General features: G+C 72.6%; 23 protein-coding genes. 8 read left to right on the top strand and 15 right to left on the bottom strand.

The features are described from left to right. Positions 1–19: 19 nt before the first annotated feature. From ACRX5S_RS38760 to ACRX5S_RS38745, 4 genes are all read right to left on the bottom strand, one after another. The gene (locus ACRX5S_RS38760; protein ID WP_436777975.1) at positions 20–922 is read right to left on the bottom strand and encodes an alpha/beta hydrolase; all 903 of its coding nucleotides are present in this window, start codon (positions 920–922) and stop codon (positions 20–22) included. Positions 923–982: 60 nt separating this feature from the next. Next, entirely contained in the window at positions 983–1,762 is a 780-nt protein-coding gene (locus ACRX5S_RS38755) for a glucose 1-dehydrogenase (protein WP_436777974.1), read from the bottom strand. Between the two features lie 252 nt (positions 1,763–2,014). After that, positions 2,015–2,809, bottom strand: a complete 795-nt coding sequence (locus ACRX5S_RS38750) for a glucose 1-dehydrogenase (protein ID WP_436777973.1) — start codon at positions 2,807–2,809, stop codon at positions 2,015–2,017. A gap of 179 nt (positions 2,810–2,988) precedes the next feature. Continuing rightward, complete coding sequence (locus ACRX5S_RS38745; RefSeq protein WP_436777972.1) at positions 2,989–4,137, bottom strand: LLM class flavin-dependent oxidoreductase; 1,149 nt, start codon at positions 4,135–4,137, stop codon at positions 2,989–2,991. 109 nt (positions 4,138–4,246) lie between these two features. On the opposite strand from ACRX5S_RS38745, the gene ACRX5S_RS38740 reads away from it, so the two are divergent. After that, positions 4,247–4,861: a PadR family transcriptional regulator gene (locus ACRX5S_RS38740; RefSeq protein WP_436777971.1), complete on the top strand. Its 615-nt coding sequence runs from the start codon at positions 4,247–4,249 to the stop codon at positions 4,859–4,861. A 153-nt stretch (positions 4,862–5,014) separates the two neighbouring features. Here the strand turns inward: ACRX5S_RS38740 and ACRX5S_RS38735 are convergent, their stop codons facing one another. From ACRX5S_RS38735 to ACRX5S_RS38715, 5 genes are all read right to left on the bottom strand, one after another. Beyond that, the gene (locus tag ACRX5S_RS38735; protein ID WP_436778028.1) at positions 5,015–5,659 is read right to left on the bottom strand and encodes a histidine phosphatase family protein; all 645 of its coding nucleotides are present in this window, start codon (positions 5,657–5,659) and stop codon (positions 5,015–5,017) included. Then, entirely contained in the window at positions 5,656–6,072 is a 417-nt protein-coding gene (gene rsfS, locus ACRX5S_RS38730) for a ribosome silencing factor (RefSeq protein ID WP_436777970.1), read from the bottom strand. Before rsfS ends, ACRX5S_RS38735 begins: the two co-directional genes overlap by 4 nt. Positions 6,073–6,248: 176 nt before the next feature. Next, positions 6,249–8,477, bottom strand: coding sequence for a LytR C-terminal domain-containing protein (locus ACRX5S_RS38725; protein WP_436777969.1), 2,229 nt, complete (start codon positions 8,475–8,477; stop codon positions 6,249–6,251). Beyond that, complete coding sequence (gene nadD, locus ACRX5S_RS38720) at positions 8,474–9,088, bottom strand: nicotinate-nucleotide adenylyltransferase (protein ID WP_436777968.1); 615 nt, start codon at positions 9,086–9,088, stop codon at positions 8,474–8,476. The genes ACRX5S_RS38725 and nadD overlap by 4 nt, the downstream gene beginning before the upstream one ends. 137 nt (positions 9,089–9,225) lie before the next feature. Then, a complete protein-coding gene (locus ACRX5S_RS38715; RefSeq protein WP_436777967.1) occupies positions 9,226–9,657 on the bottom strand; it encodes a hypothetical protein in 432 nt (143 codons plus the stop codon). Positions 9,658–9,840: 183 nt separating this feature from the next. Here ACRX5S_RS38715 and ACRX5S_RS38710 point away from each other — a divergent pair, with 183 nt between their 5' ends. The 6 genes from ACRX5S_RS38710 (at position 9,841) to ACRX5S_RS38685 (ending at position 13,258) form a co-directional block, all read left to right on the top strand. Next, entirely contained in the window at positions 9,841–10,128 is a 288-nt protein-coding gene (locus ACRX5S_RS38710; RefSeq protein WP_436777966.1) for a hypothetical protein, read from the top strand. Between the two features lie 55 nt (positions 10,129–10,183). Beyond that, positions 10,184–11,062 carry a hypothetical protein gene (locus ACRX5S_RS38705; RefSeq protein ID WP_436777965.1) on the top strand — a complete coding sequence of 293 codons (879 nt, stop codon included), beginning with the start codon at positions 10,184–10,186 and terminating at the stop codon, positions 11,060–11,062. After that, on the top strand, positions 11,059–11,310 hold the full coding sequence (locus ACRX5S_RS38700; protein ID WP_436777964.1) for a hypothetical protein: 252 nt from the start codon (positions 11,059–11,061) through the stop codon (positions 11,308–11,310). The genes ACRX5S_RS38705 and ACRX5S_RS38700 overlap by 4 nt, the downstream gene beginning before the upstream one ends. Positions 11,311–11,517: 207 nt before the next feature. Beyond that, the gene (locus tag ACRX5S_RS38695) at positions 11,518–12,663 is read left to right on the top strand and encodes a hypothetical protein (RefSeq protein WP_436777963.1); all 1,146 of its coding nucleotides are present in this window, start codon (positions 11,518–11,520) and stop codon (positions 12,661–12,663) included. 72 nt (positions 12,664–12,735) lie between these two features. Next, positions 12,736–12,948 carry a hypothetical protein gene (locus tag ACRX5S_RS38690; RefSeq protein ID WP_436777962.1) on the top strand — a complete coding sequence of 71 codons (213 nt, stop codon included), beginning with the start codon at positions 12,736–12,738 and terminating at the stop codon, positions 12,946–12,948. 37 nt (positions 12,949–12,985) lie between these two features. Further along, positions 12,986–13,258 carry a hypothetical protein gene (locus ACRX5S_RS38685; protein WP_436777961.1) on the top strand — a complete coding sequence of 91 codons (273 nt, stop codon included), beginning with the start codon at positions 12,986–12,988 and terminating at the stop codon, positions 13,256–13,258. Positions 13,259–13,464: 206 nt separating this feature from the next. Here the strand turns inward: ACRX5S_RS38685 and ACRX5S_RS38680 are convergent, their stop codons facing one another. Beyond that, on the bottom strand, positions 13,465–14,970 hold the full coding sequence (locus ACRX5S_RS38680; RefSeq protein WP_436777960.1) for a TerD family protein: 1,506 nt from the start codon (positions 14,968–14,970) through the stop codon (positions 13,465–13,467). Between the two features lie 180 nt (positions 14,971–15,150). Further along, positions 15,151–15,321, bottom strand: a complete 171-nt coding sequence (locus tag ACRX5S_RS38675; RefSeq protein WP_436778032.1) for a hypothetical protein — start codon at positions 15,319–15,321, stop codon at positions 15,151–15,153. A 246-nt stretch (positions 15,322–15,567) separates the two neighbouring features. Here ACRX5S_RS38675 and ACRX5S_RS38670 point away from each other — a divergent pair, with 246 nt between their 5' ends. Then, positions 15,568–16,785: a M48 family metallopeptidase gene (locus ACRX5S_RS38670; RefSeq protein WP_436777959.1), complete on the top strand. Its 1,218-nt coding sequence runs from the start codon at positions 15,568–15,570 to the stop codon at positions 16,783–16,785. Positions 16,786–16,792: 7 nt separating this feature from the next. Here the strand turns inward: ACRX5S_RS38670 and ACRX5S_RS38665 are convergent, their stop codons facing one another. From ACRX5S_RS38665 to ACRX5S_RS38650, 4 genes are all read right to left on the bottom strand, one after another. Next, on the bottom strand, positions 16,793–17,968 hold the full coding sequence (locus ACRX5S_RS38665; RefSeq protein ID WP_436777958.1) for a hypothetical protein: 1,176 nt from the start codon (positions 17,966–17,968) through the stop codon (positions 16,793–16,795). Positions 17,969–18,075: 107 nt separating this feature from the next. Further along, positions 18,076–18,399 carry a hypothetical protein gene (locus tag ACRX5S_RS38660; protein ID WP_436777957.1) on the bottom strand — a complete coding sequence of 108 codons (324 nt, stop codon included), beginning with the start codon at positions 18,397–18,399 and terminating at the stop codon, positions 18,076–18,078. A gap of 240 nt (positions 18,400–18,639) precedes the next feature. Continuing rightward, positions 18,640–19,224: a hypothetical protein gene (locus tag ACRX5S_RS38655; RefSeq protein ID WP_436777956.1), complete on the bottom strand. Its 585-nt coding sequence runs from the start codon at positions 19,222–19,224 to the stop codon at positions 18,640–18,642. Positions 19,225–19,526: 302 nt separating this feature from the next. Next, positions 19,527–20,786, bottom strand: a complete 1,260-nt coding sequence (locus ACRX5S_RS38650) for a glutamate-5-semialdehyde dehydrogenase (RefSeq protein WP_436777955.1) — start codon at positions 20,784–20,786, stop codon at positions 19,527–19,529. Between the last annotated feature and the right edge of the window lie 266 nt (positions 20,787–21,052).

Below are 21,052 nucleotides of genomic sequence, written 5' to 3'. Positions count from 1 at the left end.
CGGCGATACGGTCCTGCGCCTACGCCAGCGCCTTGCGCAGCGCCTCGGTGGCGTCGGCGAAGGCGGTGGCCGCGGTCGGCACCATCGCGCCCATGCTGATCGCGCCGTGGAACATGCCCTCGTAGACGCCGTACGACGCGACCACGCCCGCCTCCGCGAGCCGCCGCGCGTACGCGACGCCCTCGTCCCGCAGCGGATCGAGCTCGGGCGCGACCACGAACGCCGGGGCCAGGCCGCCGAGATCGGCGGCGGTGCCGGGCGAGGCGTACGGGTGCGAGGGATCGCCGTCCGGCCCGATGTACTGCTGCCAGAACCAGGCCATCTGCGCCGCGGTGAGGAAGAAGCCCTCGGCGTTCTCGCGGTACGACTCGGTCGCGCGCCGGTGGTCGAGCACCGGGTACAGCAGCAGTTGGAACGTCGGCTGCGCGACGCCGCGGTCGCGCGCCATCAGGGCGACGGCCGCCGCGAGGTTGCCGCCCGCCGAGTCGCCGGCGACCGCGACGCGCGCCGGGTCGCCGCCGATCTCGGCCGCGTGCGCGCGGGCCCAGACGTAGGCGGCGTACGCGTCCTCCGCCGCGCCCGGGAACCGCGTCTCGGGTGCCAGGCGGTAGTCGACGGAGACGAAGACCGCGCCGACGGCGTTGGCCAGCGCGCGGACCGAGGCGTCGTAGGTGTCGACGCTGCACAGCACCCAGCCGCCGCCGTGGCAGAAGACGACGACCGGGAGGACGTCGCCGGGGGCGCTGCCCTCGGGACGGTAGACGCGGGCCGGTACGTCGCCGCCGGGTCCGGGTATCGCGACGTCGCGCACCTCCGCCACGGGTATCTCGGGCGCGGGCGACTTGGGCGCCGCGGCCAGGATCGTACGCGCCTGCCCGGCGTCGTCGATCTCGGTGCCGACCTGCGGGAAAACCGAGGTCATCGCATCTATGAGGCCGCGGACCGCGGGCTCGGGGGCCTGTGCCGGCATCTGGATTCAGCCTCAGCCTTCCACGACGTTGGTGACGGTGGGTCCGGCGGTCCAGCCGCCGTCGACGGCGAGTTCGGCGCCGGTGACGTACGACGCGGCGTCCGACAGCAGGTACGCGACGGCCGAGCCGACCTCGTCCGCGTCGCCCGCGCGACCCATGGGGGCCTTGGGATAGCCGCCCTCGCCGGGCTTGACGCCCACGACGGCGGTCATCGGGGTGTAGATCATGCCGGGATGCACCGAGTTGACCCGGATCTTGTCGCCGGCCAGCTCGATCGCGGCGGTCTTGCCGATGCCGCGCACCGCCCATTTGGCCGCCGAGTAGGAGCCGGTGTAGGGGAGGCCCATCAGGCCCGCGGCGGAGGAGATGTTGACGATCGAGCCGCCGCCGTTCGCCTTCATCGCGGGGAGGACGGCCTGCATGCCGATCCACACGCCGGTCAGGTTGACCTTGATGACGCGCTCGAAGTTCTCCAGCGTCTCCTGGGCGAACGGGCCGCCGGCGGTCACACCCGCGTTGTTGACCAGGCCGTCGATCTTCCCGAACTCCGCGGTGGTGAAGTCGACGACGGCCCGCCACTGCTCGGGGTCGGTGACGTCGTGCGCGTGGAAACGGGCGTTCTCCCCCAGGTCGGCGGCCGTCTTCGCGCCGAGTTCGGTCTGAAGGTCGGTGATCACGACCTTGCCGCCGCCGGCCACGACCTGGCGTGCGGCGGCCGCGCCGAGCCCGCCGGCCGCGCCGGTGATGATGACGACCTTGCCCGCGAGATTCGGGCCCTGGAGTTCCGCCATGGTGATCGCTTCCTTTTGCCGTACGTCGCCCGCGCGGTCGGCGCGGGTTATATATGCAGAGTACAACTAAAAGTCATATACCAGACAGGTGCACCTGGTGGCCTGCAACACGGTGGGGGCCCGTCGGGCCGCGCATCCGGGGCCCGACCGCCATCGGGGGACGGGCCCCGCGCGTCCGGGGAATCGCCCGTCACCCGCGTCCGCGGTCGGTCCCGCGCATCCGAAGCCGCCCGGAGCCTCGCAAGCCGCGCATCAGCCGCGCATCGGCGGCACGATCCCCGCCGTCGACCCGCCGTCGATCACGAACTCGGTCCCGGTGATCCACGACGACGCGTCCGAGGCCAGGAAGACCACCAGCTCGCCGATGTCCTCCGGCTCCCCCACCCGCCGCAGCGGTACGGCCGGGTACCCGCCCCGCCCCCGGACGACCTCGCGCCCGAGCATCGCCGTGTCGACGCCGCCCGGGTGCACCGAGTTGACCCGGATGCCGTCCTCGCCCAGCTCCAGCGCCGCGGTCTTGGTCAGCCCGCGGACCGCCCACTTGGACGCGCCGTAGGCCGCGTGCTTCGGGATGCCCTGGAGGCCCGCGAGCGACGAGATGTTGACGATCGACCCGCCGCCGCGCGCGGTCATCGACGGGACGACCGCCTGGATACCGTGGAACGTGCCGAACAGGTTGACCTTGAGGATGCGGTCCAGGTTCTCCGCGGTCTCCTCCATCACCAGCGCATGGCGCAGCATGGCCGCGTTGTTGACCAGGACGTCGACCCCGCCGAACCGCTCGGCGGCGACGCCGACCACGCGCGCCCAGTCCTCGGCGGAGGACACGTCGTGGCGTACGAACACCGCCGCGTCGCCGATCTTCTCGGCCGCGGCCCGGCCCTCGTCCTCCAGGATGTCGGTCATGACGACCCGCGCGCCGCGTTCCGCGAACAGGCGGGCCTCGGCCTCGCCCATGCCGCGCGCGGCGCCCGTGATGATCGCGACCTTCCCGGCCAGGCTCGCCCCGCTCGTCCCGGCCGCGCCCGCCCCGGTTCCGCTCGTCATGTCGTACTACCCCTCGCCTCGGCGCTTCGCGTCGGTCCCGCCGGCGGCCGTACGCGCGGCGCCGACGCGTGGTCGGCGCGGGCGGGGCGGCCGGGCGGGATCCCGTACGGATTACACATGGGACGGGTCGCCCGTTCCAGTCCTCCGCACCGGAACGGGCGACCCAGTTTGATGCGGCGTCAGGCGCCGACGCCCTCGCCGTACTTCTTGCGGAAGTGCGGGATGACCTCTTCGCCCCAGATCCGAATGGTCTCCATGCACGCCTCCTGCGGCACGGTGCCCATCTGGATGAGGCACATGATCTCGTCGGCCCCGGCGTCGATCAGCTTCTGCACGTAGCCGATCGCGTCCTCGGCGGTGCCGTAGGCGTGGTTGATGTTGTAGGTCGCGGTGGCGTTCACGGTGACCGGGATCTTCGCCTCGTGCAGCATGGCGACCTGCTGCTCGGCGGCGTCCTGGATCTCCTTGACGTGGTCGACGCCGTCGACCACGGCCTCGTCCGGGATACCGGACTTGCCGCCGGAGAACCAGTGCGCGATGGACTGCGCGAAGAAGCGCTGGCCGCGGGCGCCGATCTGACGGGCCTTCTGGCCGTCCTCGGCGACGATGGTCGGGCACAGCGCCACGAGGTGGTTGTTCTGCACGGTCGAGACGAACTGGCTGCCGTCGCGGGCGTCGATCGCGTCGCGGTAGATCTTGTTGAGGTTCGCGACCTCCTCCGGCCCCGCGAAGCCGAGCACGAGCGCGCCGACGCCCATGTTGGCGGCCTCGACGAGGCTCGGCTGCTTGCTGCACGCGAGGAACAGCGGCGGGTGCGGGGTCTGCACGGGGCGCGGCAGGATCGGGTGGGGCGAGATCTTCATGAGCTCGCCGTCGTATTCGAGCTCGTCCTTCTGCCACGCGGCGCCGATGATGCGCAGCGCCTCCTCGACCTCGGCCTTGGTGCGCTCGATGTCGGCGCCGACGAGGCTGGTCTCCTGGAGCGTGCCGCCGCGGGCCGCGCCGACGTCGAGGCGGCCGCCCGACAGGGTGTCGAGCATGCCTATGCGCTCCGCGACGCGCGCCGGGTGGTTGAAGTTGAACGGCATACAAACCGCGCCGTGCGCGATGCGGATCCGCGACGTGCGCGCCGCGACCCAGGTCAGGAAGATCTCCGGGGCACTCATGTGCGAGTACCACTTGGTCGAGTGGTGTTCGACGGCCCAGACGCGGTCGAAGCCCATTTCCTCGGCATAGACGGCCTGCTCCACCGAGTCGAGGATGACCTGCCGCTCGTGCTCGGCGGTCGGGTTGGTCATCTGGGCCTCGAAGATCATCGAGAACTGCATGCCGTACTCCTGGGGTCTGGCGCGGAATACTCCAATTAGATGTATGACTGACTGCGACGTCAAGAGGTGAGCTGACGTAGAATCAGGTGTACGAGAGGGAGGGACCCCGATGAGTGAGTCGTCGGCACCGTTGCCGAAGCTGCCGAATACCGCGTGGGCGGTGTTGGGGCTGCTGTCCTTCCCCGGCGAGCGCTCCGGGTACGACCTGAAGAAGTGGGCGGACTCCTCGCTGCGCTTCTTCTACTGGAGCCCGGCGCTCAGCCAGATCTACACCGAGCTCAAGCGCCTGGAGCAACTCGGCTTCGCGGTGTCGCGCATCGCCTCGCAGGACGAACTGCGCAACAAGCGGCTGTACTCCATCACCGAGGCGGGGCAGCAGGCCCTCGCCACCTGGGCGCGCGACACCCCGGCCGGGCCGCCGGTGCTCAAGCACGGGGTCGCGCTGCGCATGTGGATGGGTCACCTGTCCGAGCCCGAGGAACTGCGCAAGACGCTTGTGGAGCACCGCGATTGGGCGGACCGTACGCTCGCCGAGGTGCAGGCCTCGGAGGACACCGCGCAGGACCGCTGGCCCTTCCCCGCGCTCGTCCTCAGGTGGAGCGAGCGCTACTACCAGGCCGAACGCGACCTGGCCGAGGGCATGTTGGCCGACCTGGACGACCTGTTCGCGCACGGCGACGTGCACGTGGCCGAACGCCCGCCCGCGCGGCAGAAGCCGCAGTGACGGCCGGGCGTCGGCGGCCGCGGTGACCGTGCTTCGTCAGCGGCGATAGCGGTCGCACTGCAGTCGGCAACAGCGACGGGTCAGAGGTGGCCGGGTCAGACGTGGCCGGGGCACGCGGCCGAGTGACGCGTGGCCGGGTCACACGCGGCCGGGTCAGACCTCGTCGCCGAGCACCGGCTCGGGCAGCGTGCCCGCGTTGTGCTCCAGCAGCCGCCAGCCGCGCGCGCCCGGTCCCAGCACCGACCAGCAGCAGTTCGACAGCGCGCCGAGCGAACCCCAGTTGTCCTCGGGCAGCCCGATCATGCGGCCGATCGCGCACCGGATGGTGCCGCCGTGCGAGACGACGACGAGGGTGCCCTCGTCCGGCAGCTTCTCGACCGCCCGCTCGATCGCGGGCACCGCTCGGTCTGCGACCTCGGTCTCCAGCTCGCCGTCGCCGCGCCGCACCGGCTCACCGCGCCGCCACGCCGCGAACTGCGCCGGGAAGCGCTCCTCGATCTCGCGGTTGGTCAGGCCCTGCCAGTGCCCCGCGTACGTCTCCCGCAGCCCCTCGTCGAGGGTCACCGAAAGCCCGGTGAGCTGGGCCAGTTCGGCCGCCGTGTTCGCGGTGCGGGTCAGGTCGGACGACAGGATCGCGTCCGGCCGCAGCGCCGCGAGCAGCCGCGCGGCACGGGCCGCCTGCGCGAGCCCGGTCTCGGTGAGCGGGATGTCCGTCTGCCCCTGGAAGCGCCGCTCGACGTTCCAGGTCGTCTGCCCGTGCCGCCACAGCAGGATGCGGCGGCCGCCCTTCGCGCTCAGCTCGCGTCCTCGATCGCGGCACCGGCCTCGGCGCGCTCCGCGTTGACCCGCCGCACCGACTCCGGCAGCTCGATCTGCGGGCAGTCCTTCCAGAGCCCTTCGAGGCGGTAGTAGGCGCGCTCCTCGGCGTGCTGCACATGCACGACGATCTCGATGAAGTCGAGCAGCACCCAGCGGGCCTCACGGTCTCCCTCGCGGCGGACCGGCTTGGCGCCCAACCCCCGCAGCCGCTCCTCGACCTCGTCGACGATCGCCTTGACCTGGCGGTCGTTGGGGGCGGACGCGAGGACATACGCGTCGGTGATGCCGACGACGTCGCTGACGTCGTACGCGACGGTTTCCGTCGCGAGCTTGTCCGCGCACGCCTCGGCGGCGGCGTTGACGAGCTCGATGGCGTGGCTTGTGGCGGTCACGATCTGCTTTTCTTCAGGCGACGAGGGACGCCTTCCAGGTTCTCACACCGCGTGGGGTGGCCGCCGCCGTGTAACCGCGCGGCCACCCCTGTACTCCGGGACCGCCCGCGCGTGGTGCCGCGGCCGGAAGACTCGACGCCGCCCGGCCGCCGCACCACGACCACGCGCTTGAGTGTTCAGGGCTTGTAGTCCTGCCCGAGCGTGACCACCACGTCGGCCAGCATCTCGCCCTCGATCTTCTGGACGACCGCCTCCGGCAGCCCCAGCGTCAGCGCCGTCTGCACGGCCGCCTCGCGGCGCGCGTCGTCGGAGTACTGGACCGCCGAGGTCGGGCGCGCCTTGGGCTCGACGGCGCCGCCCGGCACGTACGAGTAGCCCGCGTTCACGACCTTGACACGCGCGGCCTCCTGCGCCCCGCCCTTGCCGCTGGCGTCGGTGATCATGACGCGCGCGGGTCCGTCCGCCTTGGCCACCGTCACGCTGCCGCCGAGCAGGTCCTTGACGATCGGCCCGGCCGCGGCGACGTCCAGAATGCCGTCGGGACGCACCGGCAGGTCCGCGGACTTGAACTTCTGCGTCTGCACCGCCTTCGCCATCGACGTCAGCACCCGGGCCAGCCGGTCGTCGGGCAGCGACGGGTCGGCGATGTTCGCGAGGTTGCGCAGCACGTCCGCGACATAGGCCGGGTCGTTGGGCAGCACCTTGAGGACACCTTGCAGCACGCGTCCGAACCGCTCGGCGCCGCGCGCGGGCGGCTCGCCGTTGATGCGCAGCGCGGCGTACGCACGGGCCGCATTGCCCCGGACGTTCGCGGACGGCCCGGCCGGCAGCAGCACCGCGCCGTCGGGTGCCTTGACCTCGGCGTCGGCGTTCAGTTCGATGCCGCCGACCATGTCGACCAGGCCCTGGAGCACCGGCTCGCTGACCACCCACGAGCCGTTCAGCTGCACGCCCATGAGCTGCGCGAGCGCGTCGCGAGAGGCACCGGTGCCGTCGTTGACCATGACGTCGGCGATCGGCATCGGCCCGCCGCCCGCGGTGTTGACGATGGTCGCGGACGCGACGGTCATCATCGACGCGCTGCCGCGCACCGGGTCGTCGGCGAGCACCGCGCTGGCGGTGGTGGTTCCGTCGGCCCCGCGCAGCTGTATGAGCACCGCTCCGCCGGTCGCCTGCGCCGCCTGCTTCGAGTCGCCGCCCCACCACTTGTCGTACGCGAAGTACCCGCCGACCGCGACCGCCGCCACCACGAGCACGGCCACCAGCCCGATGGCGCGGTTGCGCAACTGGCGGCGGCGCTCGTCGCGGCGCTCGGACCGGGTCTCGGCGAACTTCAGCCAGTCGATGACATCTTCGGACTCCTCGGCGTCGTCGTCGACGAAGTCGAACTCGTCGGCCGCGTAGCCGACCCGCTCGCGGTTGGGCCCGGGGCGACCGCCTGCGGGGCCTCTGGTGCCGGGGCGCTGTGGGCCCGGTCGACCGCCGGGCTGCGACGTGCCGGACCGCTGCGCGCCGACACGCGGGGCGCCCGGACGCTCCGGGCCGTCGCCGCCCGGTCGTCCGGGGGCCTGCGGGCCGTCCGGGGCCTGCGGTGCCGGACGCCCGGCCGGGCGCGAGGGCCGCGCGGGCATCTCGCCGGGCGCCGCGGGTGCGGGCACCTGGACGCGGAACGAGCCTGTGGTGCCGGCCGGTTCGGTCGGGTTCGTGGAGCCGGTGCGCCGCACGCGGGGTTCGGCGGCCGTCCCGCCCGCGGCGCCTGCCGCGCCGGTACCCGAGGAGCGCTCGGGTGCGGACTGCGGGTAGGCCTGGCCGTCGTAGGCGGCGTACGCGCCGGAGTCGTACTCGACCGCGGGGCCGGGGGCGGGAGGCGGGACGGTGCCGTACGAGCCGGAGCCGCCGTACCCGCCGCCGGGCTGCCCGCCCGGGTCGTAGCCGTACGCGGACTGCTCATATCCCACAGCCTCGTAGCCGCCGGAGCCGTAGCCCCCCGCCTCCTGGTCGGGCGAGCCGTACTGCGGTGTGCCGTAAGCCTGTTGGTCGTACGCGGGCGTCTCGTACGCGCTCGACCCATAACCGCCCGGCTGCCCCGGCGCGGACTGCCCCGGGTCGAACTGGCCGCCGTACTGGCCGCCTTGCCCTGCGCCGTATTGCTCGCCCCCGTATTGCTCGCCCCCGTACTGGCCGTCGCCGTACTGGCCGCCGTATTGGCTGCCGTATTGCTCGCCCCGCCGCGCGTCTTGGCCGTAGGCCGGATCGGGTGCGTAGCCCTGGCCCTGGCCCGGGTCCTGCCCCGGGCCGTAAGCGCCGTACGGACCCGCGGGGTAGACCTCCGGGTCGTACCCGGGGTCGCCGTCCCGATGGCCCTCGTACGGCCGTCCGTCACGCCGTTCGCCCGATCCGGTCACGTCGCCCCTCGGTACAGCCCTCGCTTGCTGATGTATTGCACGACCCCGTCCGGGACCAGGTACCACACCGGTTCGCCGTCCTGCTGGCGGCGCCGGATGTCGGTCGACGAGATGGCCAGTGCCGGCACCTCGACCAGGCTCACGCCGCCGTCCGGGAAGCCGGGGTCGGAGAGCGTGTGGCCGGGCCGGGTGCAACCGATGAAGTGCGCGAGCTCGAACAGCTCGCCGGCGTTGCGCCACGAGAAGATCTGCGCGAGGGCGTCGGCTCCGGTGATGAAGAACAGCTCGGTGCCCTCGCCCGCCGCGCGGCGCAGGTCCTTGAGCGTGTCGACGGTGTACGTCTGGCCCGGCCGGTCGATGTCCACGCGGCTGACCGAGAAGCGCGGGTTGGACGCGGTGGCGATGACCGTCATGAGGTAGCGGTCCTCGGCGGGCGAGACCTCGCGGCCGCTCTTCTGCCACGGCTCGCCGGTGGGCACGAACACGACCTCGTCGAGTTCGAACAGGCCCGCGACCTCGCTCGCGGCCACGAGGTGGCCGTGGTGGATGGGGTCGAACGTGCCGCCCATGACGCCCACGCGTCTGTTGCGCTGTGCCGTGCCATCGTCCATGGGCGGCCAATCTATAGGGCCGGGTTCCGGATGAACACGGAGCCGCGTCGTCGGGCCCGTGTGCGGTGCTGCCCGGCGTACCGCGCCGTTCGCCCGGGGCCGGTCGTACGTGCTCGCACCCGCTCCGCGCGGACCGCTCAGACGTCCGATCCCGAGCGCTGGTCCGGCACTCCGCCGAGCGGGAGCTGTCCGGCCGCGGCCCGGCGGGACAGCACGCGCCGCAGCACCACCTCCGCGACCTCCGCCACTTCCTCCGCCTCGGCCTCGGTCAGCTCGTCGAGGGCGGCCTGGAGCGCGCGGATGCGCGGGCTGGTGGCCGCGCGCACGTCCTCGGTCCAGTAGCCGGCGTCGTCGCGCGCGGCCTCTATGAGGAGGTTCGGGTGCACGCCCATGCCGGACGCGAGCGCCTCCAACGTCGCGCGTTCGACCATGCGGCGGGACTGCCGCGTGCGGCTCAGCAGGGAGTAGACGGTGGTCCGGCTGACGCCCGCGGCGTCGGCGAGGCGCCGGGCGTTGCGCCCCGGTTCCGCGTCGATCCAGCCCTCCACGAGCTGCTTGAGCCGGTCCATCGCTCCCGTTCCCCGGATGCCGCGCCCCGTTGTGCGCCACCTGCACACGCAGCGTACCGGTCCGCTACGACGACGCGCGCCACACGGTACGCATTGCGTGGACAGGTTGTACGCAGGGCGCTAACGTGGTGCCGCGATCGAACGAGTGTTCGATGCTGCGAGCGAGATCGAAGAGTGTCCGACATGAGCAATCCCCAGCCCGGCACAGAGTCCGTCAGGGAGTCCGACAGAGCGGGTCGTACCGCGCCGCGGAACCGCGCCCTCGACGCGCTCAGGGAACTGGACGTCGAACTGGCCCGGCTGAGCCGCACCGCGCGCTCCGACGCCGAGCTGCGGGCCGCGCTCCACGGCCTCCTCGTATCGCTCCGCGCCACCACGGCCCACGCGGACGGAACCACGACCCTCGTCGTCGGGAGCGAGGCATGGATACGTCTCCAGATGGCCGTGGGGCGCCGCGCCCGCGTGCGATGAGCATCCGACGACCGCGCTTCCCCTCCCCCGCCCGCACCCGCGTCAGGAGGACCCCGTGACCCGAACCGCCGAACCGCGAAATCCGCGCAACCCGCGACGCCGAGCACCACGCCGCGACGGCTTCCCCGAGCGCGCCCGCCGGGCCATCGACTCGCTGCTGCGGCAATTCCCGGAACTGAGGGAGGAGTTGGCGGCGGGCAACGGAGGCGGCTGCTCGACGTACGCCGCCCCGCTCACCGCCCCGGCGGCAGGCAGCCCGTCCGGGCCGTCCGCGCAATCCCCGGGCGCACACACCCTGGCCGGACAACCCTCGGCCGTTCAGCACCCGCAGCCGCCACCCCCGGCGGCACGGCCCCCGGCCGGGCGCCCTTCGTCCGACGCCGCCGAGGCGGCCGAGGACCGTGCCGCGGCCCTGTGGAACGCGCAGCGCGGGCTCGTCCCCGGCGGTCCGGCCGGCGCGCCGCTGCGCCTGTCGGTCCTCGACACCGACATGGACATCACCACGAGCCTCGCCGAGCTGGAGGAGGCCGTGCACGACCGCCTCGGCCTCCCCGCGCCGCGCCCGGCGGACGTCCCGACCCGGCTCGTCCGCCTCCTGCGACTGCTCGACATGGTCGCCCGGGACGCCGACCTCGCCGAACACGTGCTGGCCGAACTGCGGCGCATGGCCCGCCGATGCGCGCGCGTGCTCGGCGACACCGAGCCGATCCGCCGCATCCGCCCGCGCTGCCCGTTGTGCGACTCCGTGTCACTGCGGGCCTTCACGTCGCGTCACATCGTGCTGTGCGTCAACCCGGGGTGCCGCTGCGAGGACGAGGGGTGCGCCTGCCACCACGTCCCGGGCGCGCGGCACCGCTGGGAGCGCGCCGAGTGGGCCGAGCTGGCCGTCCTGGTCGGGTGCACCGTGGACGACCTCGCGGAGGTGGCGGCATGACCCGGTCGGACGGCGCGCGCACCGCTCCCGGCAGGCGCACGGCCGCGGCAACTCCCGTCCTCCTGACGGCTGGCGAGGCCGCACCGGAGGTTCAAGTGGTACCGGCGACGATCAGGAAGTGGGTGCAGTTGGGGCACCTGGCCCCGGCGGGCAGGCGGGGCCGGGAGAACCTCTTCCGACTGGAGGACGTGTTCCGCGCCGAGCGCGCGGTGCACCACCGGACGGGGGCCTCCGTTCGAGTGTTCTGATCGAACAAACTTGCGAATCCGGCGGCGATCGATCACACTTGAGGGAACGGCGAAGCTGTGCCCACCGAGGGGGCATCGGCTTCGCCGTTCTGCTTTCCCCACAACGGAGTTGAGGCACCGCACACCGCCGCGAAACGGCCCGTCGACGCACCGTCGGCGGGCCGTTCGGCGTACCGCACAACCTCCCCACCAGAAGGCGACAGACCCATGACCACGCCGTTCCGAGCCCTGTTCTGCGACCTGCGGACGGACGACATCATCGATTCCCTCCCGCTCGACCACGTGCGGTTCGACGACCGCATCGGCTGCGGTGGCGCCCTGACCGGGCGGTTCGCACTGCCGGACACCGAGACCGCGGGCCGGGCCGAGGCCGTCGTCCCGGCACGTACCGCCGTGTGGGTGCAACGCGGTGGCAACATCTGGTGGGGCGGCGTGGTCTGGCGTACGGCCCGGCACGGCGGACCCGCGGGCGACGCCCTGGAGATCGTCGCCGCCACCTGGGACAGCTACCTCGACCACCGCATCCTCTACGCCGGGAAGGAGAGCGACACCGCTGTCGACCAGCTCGTGCTGGCCCGGGAGTTGGTCGAACAGGCCCAGGCACAGCCGAACGGCGACATCGGCATCACGACCTCCGACACCGTCATGTCGGGCGTGCGGCGCCGCGCCCGGTACGCCGACTCCGACCTGACGCGCATCGGCGAGGCGCTGCGGCAACTCGCGGACCGCCGCGACGGGTTCGAGTGGCACATCGCGAGCACCCGCGAGCCTGCCACCGGGTACCGGACGAAGCGGCTCGACCTCGGATACCCGGTGCTGGCCTCGGAGTTGCCCGATCTGGAGTACAGCGGCCCGGGCGCGGTGCTCGGGTACGCGTACAAGTACGACGGCTCGCGAATGGCCACCATGTGGCGCAGCCGGGGCGGCCGGACCGGCGGCGCCGGGCACCTGATGTCGCACGTGTGGGAGATCACCGACGTCCTGCACCCGGCCGACGCCGACCTGACCTGGCCGCGCCTCGACGGCGCCTCGGAGGACACGGACTGCGGGCGCCGAGAAACCCTCGACAGCCAGGCCCAGGACGCCTTGCGTGCCGCCTGGCACGCGCCCGCGTCGCTCGACGCGACCGTCCCGCTCGACGCCGGAACCGACCCCGCTCTGCTCGGCCGCCACGTCCGGCTGCGCCTCGAAGAGCCGTGGCACGACGGCGGTTTGGACCGCCGCATGCGGGTGGTCGGCTTCGCGGTGGAGACACCGGCGACCGGCGCACGGGAGACCGTGCGGCTCACGCTCGGCGCGGCGGCCCAGGCACCGGTGGCTGCTTACCTTCCCGCGCCGGTGTCGAGCAGGTGAACAAGCCCTACAACAAGGCAACTTCGACCAGTCCGAACGACCCCCGCCACTGACCGACAGGAGACCGAAGTCATGATCATTCCCATGCAGCGCGACGTCCGCTACGCCGAATCGATCGCCCGCCTCGGCGAGAAAGCCGCTCCCGCCGCGGCCGCCGCCGACGACCCGCTGTTCGACGCACCTACCGAAATCCCCGACCCCGGCGTGGATGCCGCGCTGTGGTGCGAGACCCCCGACGAGGACCGCGCCGACGGCACCGATCCGGTGCCCGGGGAGGCGGCATGACCACCGCAACCGGACACGATCGCGACGGGTGGCGGCGATGATGGCGCGAAGTACCGAGACCACGTCCGAACCGACGTCCGTGGCACTGGAGTTGGCCGAGCTGCGGCGTAGCGTCGATGTCGGCTTCGCCACGACGCGCGGTGATCTCTCGCTGCTGCTGCAACGCGCCGATCAGACCGACAAGGTCCTGGACGAACACGACGAGCGCATCCACGTGTTGGAGCGCGCCCGCTGGGCGCTGCCGTCCGTCGCGACGCTCACCGGCCTGAGCGGAATGTGCGTCGCCGTGTGGCAGGCCACCGGGCGGTGAGGCGCGCCGGTGGCCCTGGACGCGAAGAGGCGGGGCGTACGCGGGAGTTGCCCGTGTACGCCCGCCTCTCGCGTTTCCTGTCAGCCCCGCTCGGGGGTGACCGTCCAGTCGCCGTCCGCCTCGATCTCGATCAGGCACGGCCCCGCCGGGATGATCGACTCGCCCTCGTAGGCGCCGATNCCCCCCCCCGCCTCTCGCGTTTCCTGTCAGCCCCGCTCGGGGGTGACCGTCCAGTCGCCGTCCGCCTCGATCTCGATCAGGCACGGCCCCGCCGGGATGATCGACTCGCCCTCGTAGGCGCCGATCGCGTTGGCGAGCGAGGCGAGGTAGGGGTCCTCCACCTGGTCGGGCGACTCCGCGTACGCGCGCACCATGAAGTTGCTCGCACCGTTGTGCGTCATCGCCACGACGGTGCGCGGGCCGGTCCAGCGCAGCACCTCGGCGCCGTCGCCGCTCACCGGGCCAGTGAGCCACGGGGCGGCGGTGGGCGGCTGCACGGCGACGGTCCAGGGGCCGTTGCTCTCGATCTTGAGGCGCTCGGTGACCGTGCCGCGCTCGTCGAGCAGCACCCGGCCCTGGTAGGCGCCGATCTCGTTGACCAGCAGCTTGTCGTGCTCCAGGCTCGAATCGAGCGTCCACACCGCGAAGTTGCCGGTGCCGGTGCCGGTGATCTCGGCGATCACCGGGCCGGACGCGACCGGGCGCGAGATGCGCAGGATGCGGTCGCCGCTGCCCTCGAAGATGTGGATGCCGGGAACCGGCGCGGACTCGTCCTCCGGTGCACCGACGGGTACGTCGGCCTTTGCGGCGGCCGGGACTTCCTCGGCCGCCGGTTCGTCGGACACGGGTTTCTCCGCGGCCTCCGCGTCGGGTTCGGGCGCGGACTCGGGCGCAGGCTCAGGCGTGGATTCGGGCGTCGCATCGGACCGAAGCCGCGGTTCGGACGGCGGCTCGGGTTCCGGAGTTTCTGACACCGGCTCTGACACCGGTTCAGGCGCCGGTTCAGGCTCTGGCACGGGCTGCGGTTCGGGAATGGGATCGGCAATCGGCTCCGGCTCCGCTTCGGGCGCTGCGGGTGACGGCACTTCGTCGACCGCCTGGGCCTCGGACGCGGTCTCGGAAACGGACTCGGAAACGGCCTGGGACGCAGCGTCAGGCGCAGCCCCGGGCACCGCCTCCCCCTCCGGCAGCAGCACCGCCTTCGGGTCCGCCCCATAGTCGCGCACCAACTGCTCCAGGCCGTCGCGGTACCCCTGCCCGACCGCACCGAAGCGCCAGCCGTCCCGCCGGTAGACCTCGCCGAGGATCAGGGCGCGCTGCCCCTTCATCTCGGACGGCTCCATGATGAACGCCGCGACCGCCTCGTCCTCGACGGTCAGCACCACGCTCCCGGCGTCCAGCGCGACCTCCGCCCCCACCGACGCCAGCACGAAGAGCAGCCGGTGGACCTCCGGCGCCACCGCGTCCAGGTCCAGGTCGAACGCCGCCTCCGACGCCCCGCCCGACACCAGCGCGACCGCGCTCGCCAGCGACGCCGGACGGGCCGAACTCACCGGCGGCCGGTCGGAGTCCAGACGTCCCTCCGCGTCGAGCGCGAAGCAGAACGCCGCGATGTCGGTTCCCGTCGCCGCGCCCGCGACCTCGACGCGCAGCGCGGTCGCCGCGGTCAGATCCGCAAGTCTGGCCTTCTCGCCCATGGCGAACGTACGCATTCCGCCCTCCCCTGGTGCACTGTGCTCCCGCTCCGCCCACGCGCCCGCCTGGAAGATTAACGCGCGGCGGGCGCCAAGACGTGCGAACCCCGCCTGCGGGGCCGGACCGGGGGCGGCGCGGGACCGGGACAGCACAAAACCGGGGCGGCCGAACGCGGCGGCCCCGGCCGTACCGTCGGGTCAGCGGTCCTTGTTGAAGGACATCGTGATGAGCAGCAGGACGATCAGCGCCACGAACGCGCCGATGCCGGCGCCGATCGGGCTGAGGTTCTCGTGGTTGCCACCGTGCTCGCCGCCCTCGCTCGCGAGACGGGTGAGAACGGACATGGCCTGCTCGGTCATCGTGGTCAACCCTTAAGTGTCTGGTCGTCGGACGATGGCCGGGTACCCCGAGGACACACGGCCGCGCACGACATCGTACGGAAGGTCCCCTCGACACGCGCGCGCAGGATCGCCTTGATGAGGGTTGTCCCCCAGTCGGGTGTGCCGCGAGCGCCTACCCTGGGGATGGACGACCGCCGGGGGTCGGACGACGCAGGCCGCATCGCGACGGCGTCCGCCACCGACCGTGCACACTGCCACGAGGGGGATCGAGCCATGCCGGACACGACCAGGAAGCCGGGGGCCGAGGACGAGGGCGGTGCCCTCCCCGCGCGGCAGCGCATCCGGTTCCCGGGGATCTCGTCGCGGGCGTACGAACACCCCGCCGACCGCAGCGCGCTCGTGGCGCTGCGGAAGTTGCAGGGCTTCGACGCGATCCTCAAGCAACTGCACGGCATGCTCTCCGAACGCTCGGTGCGCCTGGCGTTCCTCGCGGGCAGCGTGCGCACCAGCGACCAGCAGTTCCGGCGCCTGCACGACATGGCGCGCGAGGCGGCGTACATCCTGGACATGCCGCAGGTGCCCGAGGTCTACGTGACGTTGGACCCGCAGCCGAACGCGATGGCCATCGGCATGGACAAGCCGTTCATCGTGGTGACGACCGGGCTCGTCGAACTGCTGGACGACGACGAGATGCGCACGGTCATCGGGCACGAAATGGGCCACATCCTGTCCGGGCACGCGGTGTACCGCACGATGCTCCTGCTGCTCACGAACCTCTCGCTCAGCCTGTCCGGAATCCCCCTCGGCACGCTGGCCATCCAGGCCGTCATCGCGGCCCTGCGCGAGTGGTTCCGCAAGTCCGAGCTGAGCTGCGACCGGGCGGGGCTGCTGGTCGGCCAGGACCCGGACGTGTCGATGCGCGCGCTGATGAAGATCGCGGGCGGTTCGCACCTGCACGAGATGAGCACGGACGAATTCCTGGTCCAGGCCGCCGAGTACGACGCGGCGGGCGACATCCGCGACAGCGTGCTGAAGCTGATGAACGTATTCGGCCGCTCGCACCCGTTCCCGGTGGTCCGGGTCGCCGAGCTGAAGCGCTGGGCGGACGGGCCGGAGTACCGGGCGATCCTGGCCGGCGAGTACCCGCGCCGCGACGAGGACCCGAACGCGTCGGTGCGCGACGAGGCGAAGGCTTCGGCGGACGCCTACCGGGAGTCGGTGCGGCAGAGCGCCGACCCGCTGTTCGGGCTGCTGCGCGACGTCGTGGGCGGCGCGGCCGACGCGGGCGGGCGCCTGCGCGACCGGTTCACCGGCCGCCCCGGCGGCGGTACGGGCACCGCGACCGCTCCTCCGCGGCCGAAGAGCGCACCCGACGACGCCCCCGGCACCAGCGGCCCGAGCGGCACGGAGAACGGGAGCGGGGACGGGAACGGCTCCGACGGCGACGCACCCGGCGGCTCCGCCGATCCGGCGTCCGGCAGCGGGAATTGACGGTACGTCACACCGCGACCGCGAGCACCCCGCACGTCGTGGCCGTCGCGGTGCCGAGCACCAGCGGGTCGTAGGGCTCGACCGTCGCACCTGAGGCGGCAGGCACGCCGGGGGCGGCGGACGGCGGTACGCCGACTCCCGTCACGTCGGCGACGGGCGTACCGGCCATGGGAGCACCCGGCACGGGCACACTCGGCCCCGCCTCAGGACCCTGCCCCGCCATCGTCGCGATGAGCGGGCGGAAGAACGCCGCCGTGTCGGCCGTGCACGCCTGCGGTGCCACGATCGTCACTATGCGCCGCACGCGCATGGTCCCGCTGCGCAGCCCGTGCCGGTCGACCTGGAACTCCCAGGCGCGATGCACGACGAAGCGCGACCAGGTCTCCCCGCCGACGGCCCTGACGGCGTACACGAACACGCCGTCGACGGCCACGATCAGTTCCTCGTCGGCGGCCTCCGCGACGGTCACCGCCGCGGAGACCCGGACCTTCGTGTCGGAGGCCGCGATCTGCGCGGGGTCGAAGCGCGTCGCCCAGCCGGTCGCGGAGTGCACGTCGTCGTCCACGGGATGGTCGTACGAGGCGGTCAACTGCGCGTGCTGGTCGGCCTCCAGCCGCAGCGCGGCGGACCACGGGCGCATGCCGCGCCACACTTCGGGGTCGAGCTGTGTGCCGTACACGAAGTCGCGTACCTGCTCCAGCGCCTCGCGCACCTGTGCGGCGCTGAAGTGCTCGGTGTCGTCGTGCGGCGGCAGGGCGATCCCCGCTCGCCCGTCGCTCCACCCCGCGGCCGCGCTGCCCTCGAACGGGTCCGTCCCGGGGCCCGTGGCGGTCAACGCGAGGCCCTGTGCGGGCACCAGGGACACCCGGACGAGGACGGCGGGGCCCGAGGCCGCCCGCGGTGCCGCGGTGCCGCCGCTGCGCCGTGCGCCGAGGTAGAGCGCACCCGCGAGCATCAGGACGACGGCCAGCATGAGCACGCCGATCTGGAACGCGGCCGCGGGCACGCCGAAGGTCCGGCGCAGGTGCCGGGGGCCTTTCCCGGTACGCAACCGCTCCTGCGCCGACGGCTCGTGGAGCACGGCGGCACGGACGAACGACTCGTCGAAGACGGCCTGGAATTCGTCCTCGCCGTCGGGCCCACCCCCGCGGCTGCCTTCAGGGGGTTCGCCCCGACCGGACATGGCTCCATGGTAGGTGCCCGGGGCCGCACCCGGAACTGCGGAAACGCGGTGCCGTCAACATCCCTGACGGTGTCTCAGAAATGGCGCCGGAAACCCGCCGCGGGCGGTCAGCCGAATCCGCGGCTCGACGCCACCAGCAGGACCGTCGCCAATATCACGAACCACACCGCGACTTTGAGGTTCGTGCGGTCCTTCGGCCCCGAGGTACGGCGCGGCCCGTCGCCGCCCCGCCGGGCGCGAATGCGCCGCGGGGTCTGCTTGTTGGCCGCCTCGCGGAAGCCGGTGTTCTCCGGCGGCTCGTGCCGCCAGCGCTCGGCGAGCATCCTGGCGCGCGCCGACGGCTCGGTCTGCGACGCACCCCTCACGAAATCCTCGTCGAGGACCAGGCCCTCGAACGGGTCGGCGCCATACGGCTGCTGACCCTCCGTCACCTCCGACTCACCGTCGGATCCCCCGGGTCGCGCGGACCCGCCCCCGTCACGCTCGCGCTCAGACACGCGCGAAAACCTAGCGGATGGCGGCGCCGTCGGCACCCGCGATACGGCCTCCGGAGCCAATTACCGTGAAAATTGAGGGATTTGCGCGAGGTTTGCGGTGATTTCCCGACTGAGCAGGGAGGTTCCGGTCGGGGTCGTCCGACGGTGCCGTGCTTCGTCACTTCGTCCGCTCGTTCAGCAACCGTCGCGCAACGGCGCGTTGCACACGCCGCCCCCGGCCGCGGCGGCCGGGGTCGGGCCGGAAGCGGTCGACCCCGGCGTACGCACCTCGGGACGCGGCACGGGGCTTCCCACGGTGGGCTGCGGAGCGGGCGGCGTCTGGCCGCTGCGCCCGGGCGCCACCGCGGTGATCGCGATCGCCACCACGCCGATGCCCATCAGCAGCGCGAGCACCCAGGCCACGGACTGCCGCCATCCCGACGTACGGCCGCTGGTCGGCTCCTCATCGGGCCCGTAGACCACCGGGATGCCGGTGTCCGGCCGGAAGCCCGGGCTGGTGCGGGGCTCGACGAGCGGGAAGGGATCGTCCGGGCCGTCGGCGAAGTCGGCCGCGTCGACGCCGTCGGAGGGCTCGGGGGCCTCCGCGGCCGGCGGCGCGGCGGCCAACAGGCGTTCGAGCGCCGAAGGCTCGTGGATCTGCGCGGCCCTGACAAAGTGCTCGTCGAAAACCACGGAGGACAGTTCGTCGTCCGCGTGCTCGGGGTCCTCCCCGAACTCCGGCAGGCCGTCCGGTGGTTCCGGCCCTCGCGAATCGGGCACCCAATCACACTATTACCGCGAAGCCCCCGGAGGGAACGAATTGCCGGAGTGGGTGACAGGACACTCCCGTGGGCATCCGCCCCCGCCGACGCGCCCCGTTCCTCCGGCAACCACGTCCCTGAGCGCACCGACCACACCGCCCCGCGCACTTACCGCCATCCCCCGGCCCGGGCGGGAGGCCGCGTGGAAGCAGGCGAGCGAGAATGCGGGATCGCGGCGGTGGGGTCACAGGCACGTCGCGCTCGGCGGCCATCCGCCTCATATCACACGTGACAGGTGTGCGGCCCATGCCCCGGCAGGGGCTACCGCACGTGGCCGTCGCCCGTGACCACGTACTTGGTCGAGGTCAGCTCGGGGAGGCCCATCGGGCCGCGGGCGTGCAGCTTCTGGGTCGAGATGCCGATCTCCGCACCGAAGCCGAACTGGCCGCCGTCCGTGAAACGCGTCGAGGCGTTCACCATGACCGCGGTCGAGTCGACCAGCCGCACGAAGCGGCGCGCCTCGGCCTGCGAACGCGTCACGATGGCCTCGGTGTGGCCCGAGGAGTGGCGGCGGATGTGCGCGACCGCGTCGTCCAGCGAGTCGACCACTGCCGCGGCGATGTCGTACGAGAGGTACTCGACGTCCCAGTCCTCGTCCGTCGCCGGGACCACGTCGGCGGAGTACTTCCGCACCGCCTCGTCGCCGTGCACGGTGACCCCGGCGTCCTTGAGCGCGGCCAGCGCGAGCGGCACGAAGCGGTCCGCGATGTCCGCGTGCACGAGCAGCGTCTCGGCGGAGTTGCACACCGACACCCGCTGCGCCTTCGAGTTGACCAGGATGTCGACCGCCATCTGGAGGTCGGCGTCGGCGTCCACGTACACGTGGCAGTTGCCCACCCCGGTCTCGATGACCGGCACCGTCGAGCCCTCCACCACCGTGCGGATCAGGGACGCCCCGCCGCGCGGGATCAGCACGTCCACCAGCCCGCGCGCCCGCATCAGCTCGGTGACGCTGTCGCGTGACTCGCCCGGCACGAGCTGCACGGCGTCGGCCGGCACGCCCGCCGAGGCGACGGCGTCGCGCAGCACCTCGACCAGCGCGGTGTTGGAGGAGTACGCCGAGGACGAGCCACGGAGCAGCACCGCGTTGCCCGACTTCAGGCACAGCGCGGCGGCGTCGACGGTGACGTTCGGCCGGGCCTCGTAGATGATGCCGACGACGCCGAGCGGCACCCGCACCTGGCGCAGTTCGAGGCCGTTGGGCAGCGTCGAGCCGCGGACCACCTCGCCGACCGGGTCCGGCAGCCCGACCACGTCGCGCACATCGGAGGCGATCGCGGCGACGCGCTCGTCGGTCAGCGTCAGCCGGTCGACGGTCGACTCGGGCGTGCCGTTCTCCCGAGCGCGGGCGACGTCCTCGGCGTTGGCCTTGACGATCTCCGCGGAGCGAGCCACCAGGGCGTCGGCGATCGCTAGCAGCGCGGCGTCCTTGACCTTGCGCTCCAGTGGCGCGAGCGTGGCGGCAGCCTCCCGGGCTCGGCGGGCGGTGTCGAGGACGGCGGAGGATGCGCTGCTGGTCATGGGGCCAGCCTACCGAGCCCGCCGGGCCGGTCCCGGGGGTTTTCCGACAGGCGAGACGGGCTTGGCAGACACAATCCCGCGCAACGTGGCGGGTACGTCTTCCGCAACGGTGTGCCGCGGCCCACAATGTCACCCCGACCAGGACGAACGGAGCGCACTGTGACCTCGGAGAAGGCCATCACACCCGCCGCACGCGCGCGGCGTCACGGGCTTGCGGACCTGTTGGCGCGTTCTGCGGTGCGGACTCCGGACAAGACGGCGGTCGT

This window comes from Yinghuangia sp. YIM S09857, from assembly GCF_051388915.1.
Lineage (GTDB): Bacteria > Actinomycetota > Actinomycetes > Streptomycetales > Streptomycetaceae > Yinghuangia.
This window is presented reverse-complemented; position numbering and strand designations above follow the sequence as displayed.

Bases quoted from the DNA above. Each gene is read 5' to 3' on its own strand.
- ACRX5S_RS38760 (WP_436777975.1), bottom strand. From the start codon at position 922: ATGACCTCGGTTTTCCCGCAGGTCGGCACCGAGATCGACGACGCCGGG.
- ACRX5S_RS38755 (WP_436777974.1), bottom strand. From the start codon at position 1,762: ATGGCGGAACTCCAGGGCCCGAATCTCGCGGGCAAGGTCGTCATCATC.
- ACRX5S_RS38750 (WP_436777973.1), bottom strand. From the start codon at position 2,809: ATGACGAGCGGAACCGGGGCGGGCGCGGCCGGGACGAGCGGGGCGAGC.
- ACRX5S_RS38745 (WP_436777972.1), bottom strand. From the start codon at position 4,137: ATGCAGTTCTCGATGATCTTCGAGGCCCAGATGACCAACCCGACCGCC.
- ACRX5S_RS38740 (WP_436777971.1), top strand. From the start codon at position 4,247: ATGAGTGAGTCGTCGGCACCGTTGCCGAAGCTGCCGAATACCGCGTGG.
- nadD (WP_436777968.1), bottom strand. From the start codon at position 9,088: ATGGACGATGGCACGGCACAGCGCAACAGACGCGTGGGCGTCATGGGC.
- ACRX5S_RS38715 (WP_436777967.1), bottom strand. From the start codon at position 9,657: ATGGACCGGCTCAAGCAGCTCGTGGAGGGCTGGATCGACGCGGAACCG.
- ACRX5S_RS38710 (WP_436777966.1), top strand. From the start codon at position 9,841: ATGAGCAATCCCCAGCCCGGCACAGAGTCCGTCAGGGAGTCCGACAGA.
- ACRX5S_RS38700 (WP_436777964.1), top strand. From the start codon at position 11,059: ATGACCCGGTCGGACGGCGCGCGCACCGCTCCCGGCAGGCGCACGGCC.
- ACRX5S_RS38695 (WP_436777963.1), top strand. From the start codon at position 11,518: ATGACCACGCCGTTCCGAGCCCTGTTCTGCGACCTGCGGACGGACGAC.
- ACRX5S_RS38690 (WP_436777962.1), top strand. From the start codon at position 12,736: ATGATCATTCCCATGCAGCGCGACGTCCGCTACGCCGAATCGATCGCC.
- ACRX5S_RS38685 (WP_436777961.1), top strand. From the start codon at position 12,986: ATGATGGCGCGAAGTACCGAGACCACGTCCGAACCGACGTCCGTGGCA.
- ACRX5S_RS38680 (WP_436777960.1), bottom strand. From the start codon at position 14,970: ATGCGTACGTTCGCCATGGGCGAGAAGGCCAGACTTGCGGATCTGACC.
- ACRX5S_RS38670 (WP_436777959.1), top strand. From the start codon at position 15,568: ATGCCGGACACGACCAGGAAGCCGGGGGCCGAGGACGAGGGCGGTGCC.
- ACRX5S_RS38665 (WP_436777958.1), bottom strand. From the start codon at position 17,968: ATGTCCGGTCGGGGCGAACCCCCTGAAGGCAGCCGCGGGGGTGGGCCC.
- ACRX5S_RS38650 (WP_436777955.1), bottom strand. From the start codon at position 20,786: ATGACCAGCAGCGCATCCTCCGCCGTCCTCGACACCGCCCGCCGAGCC.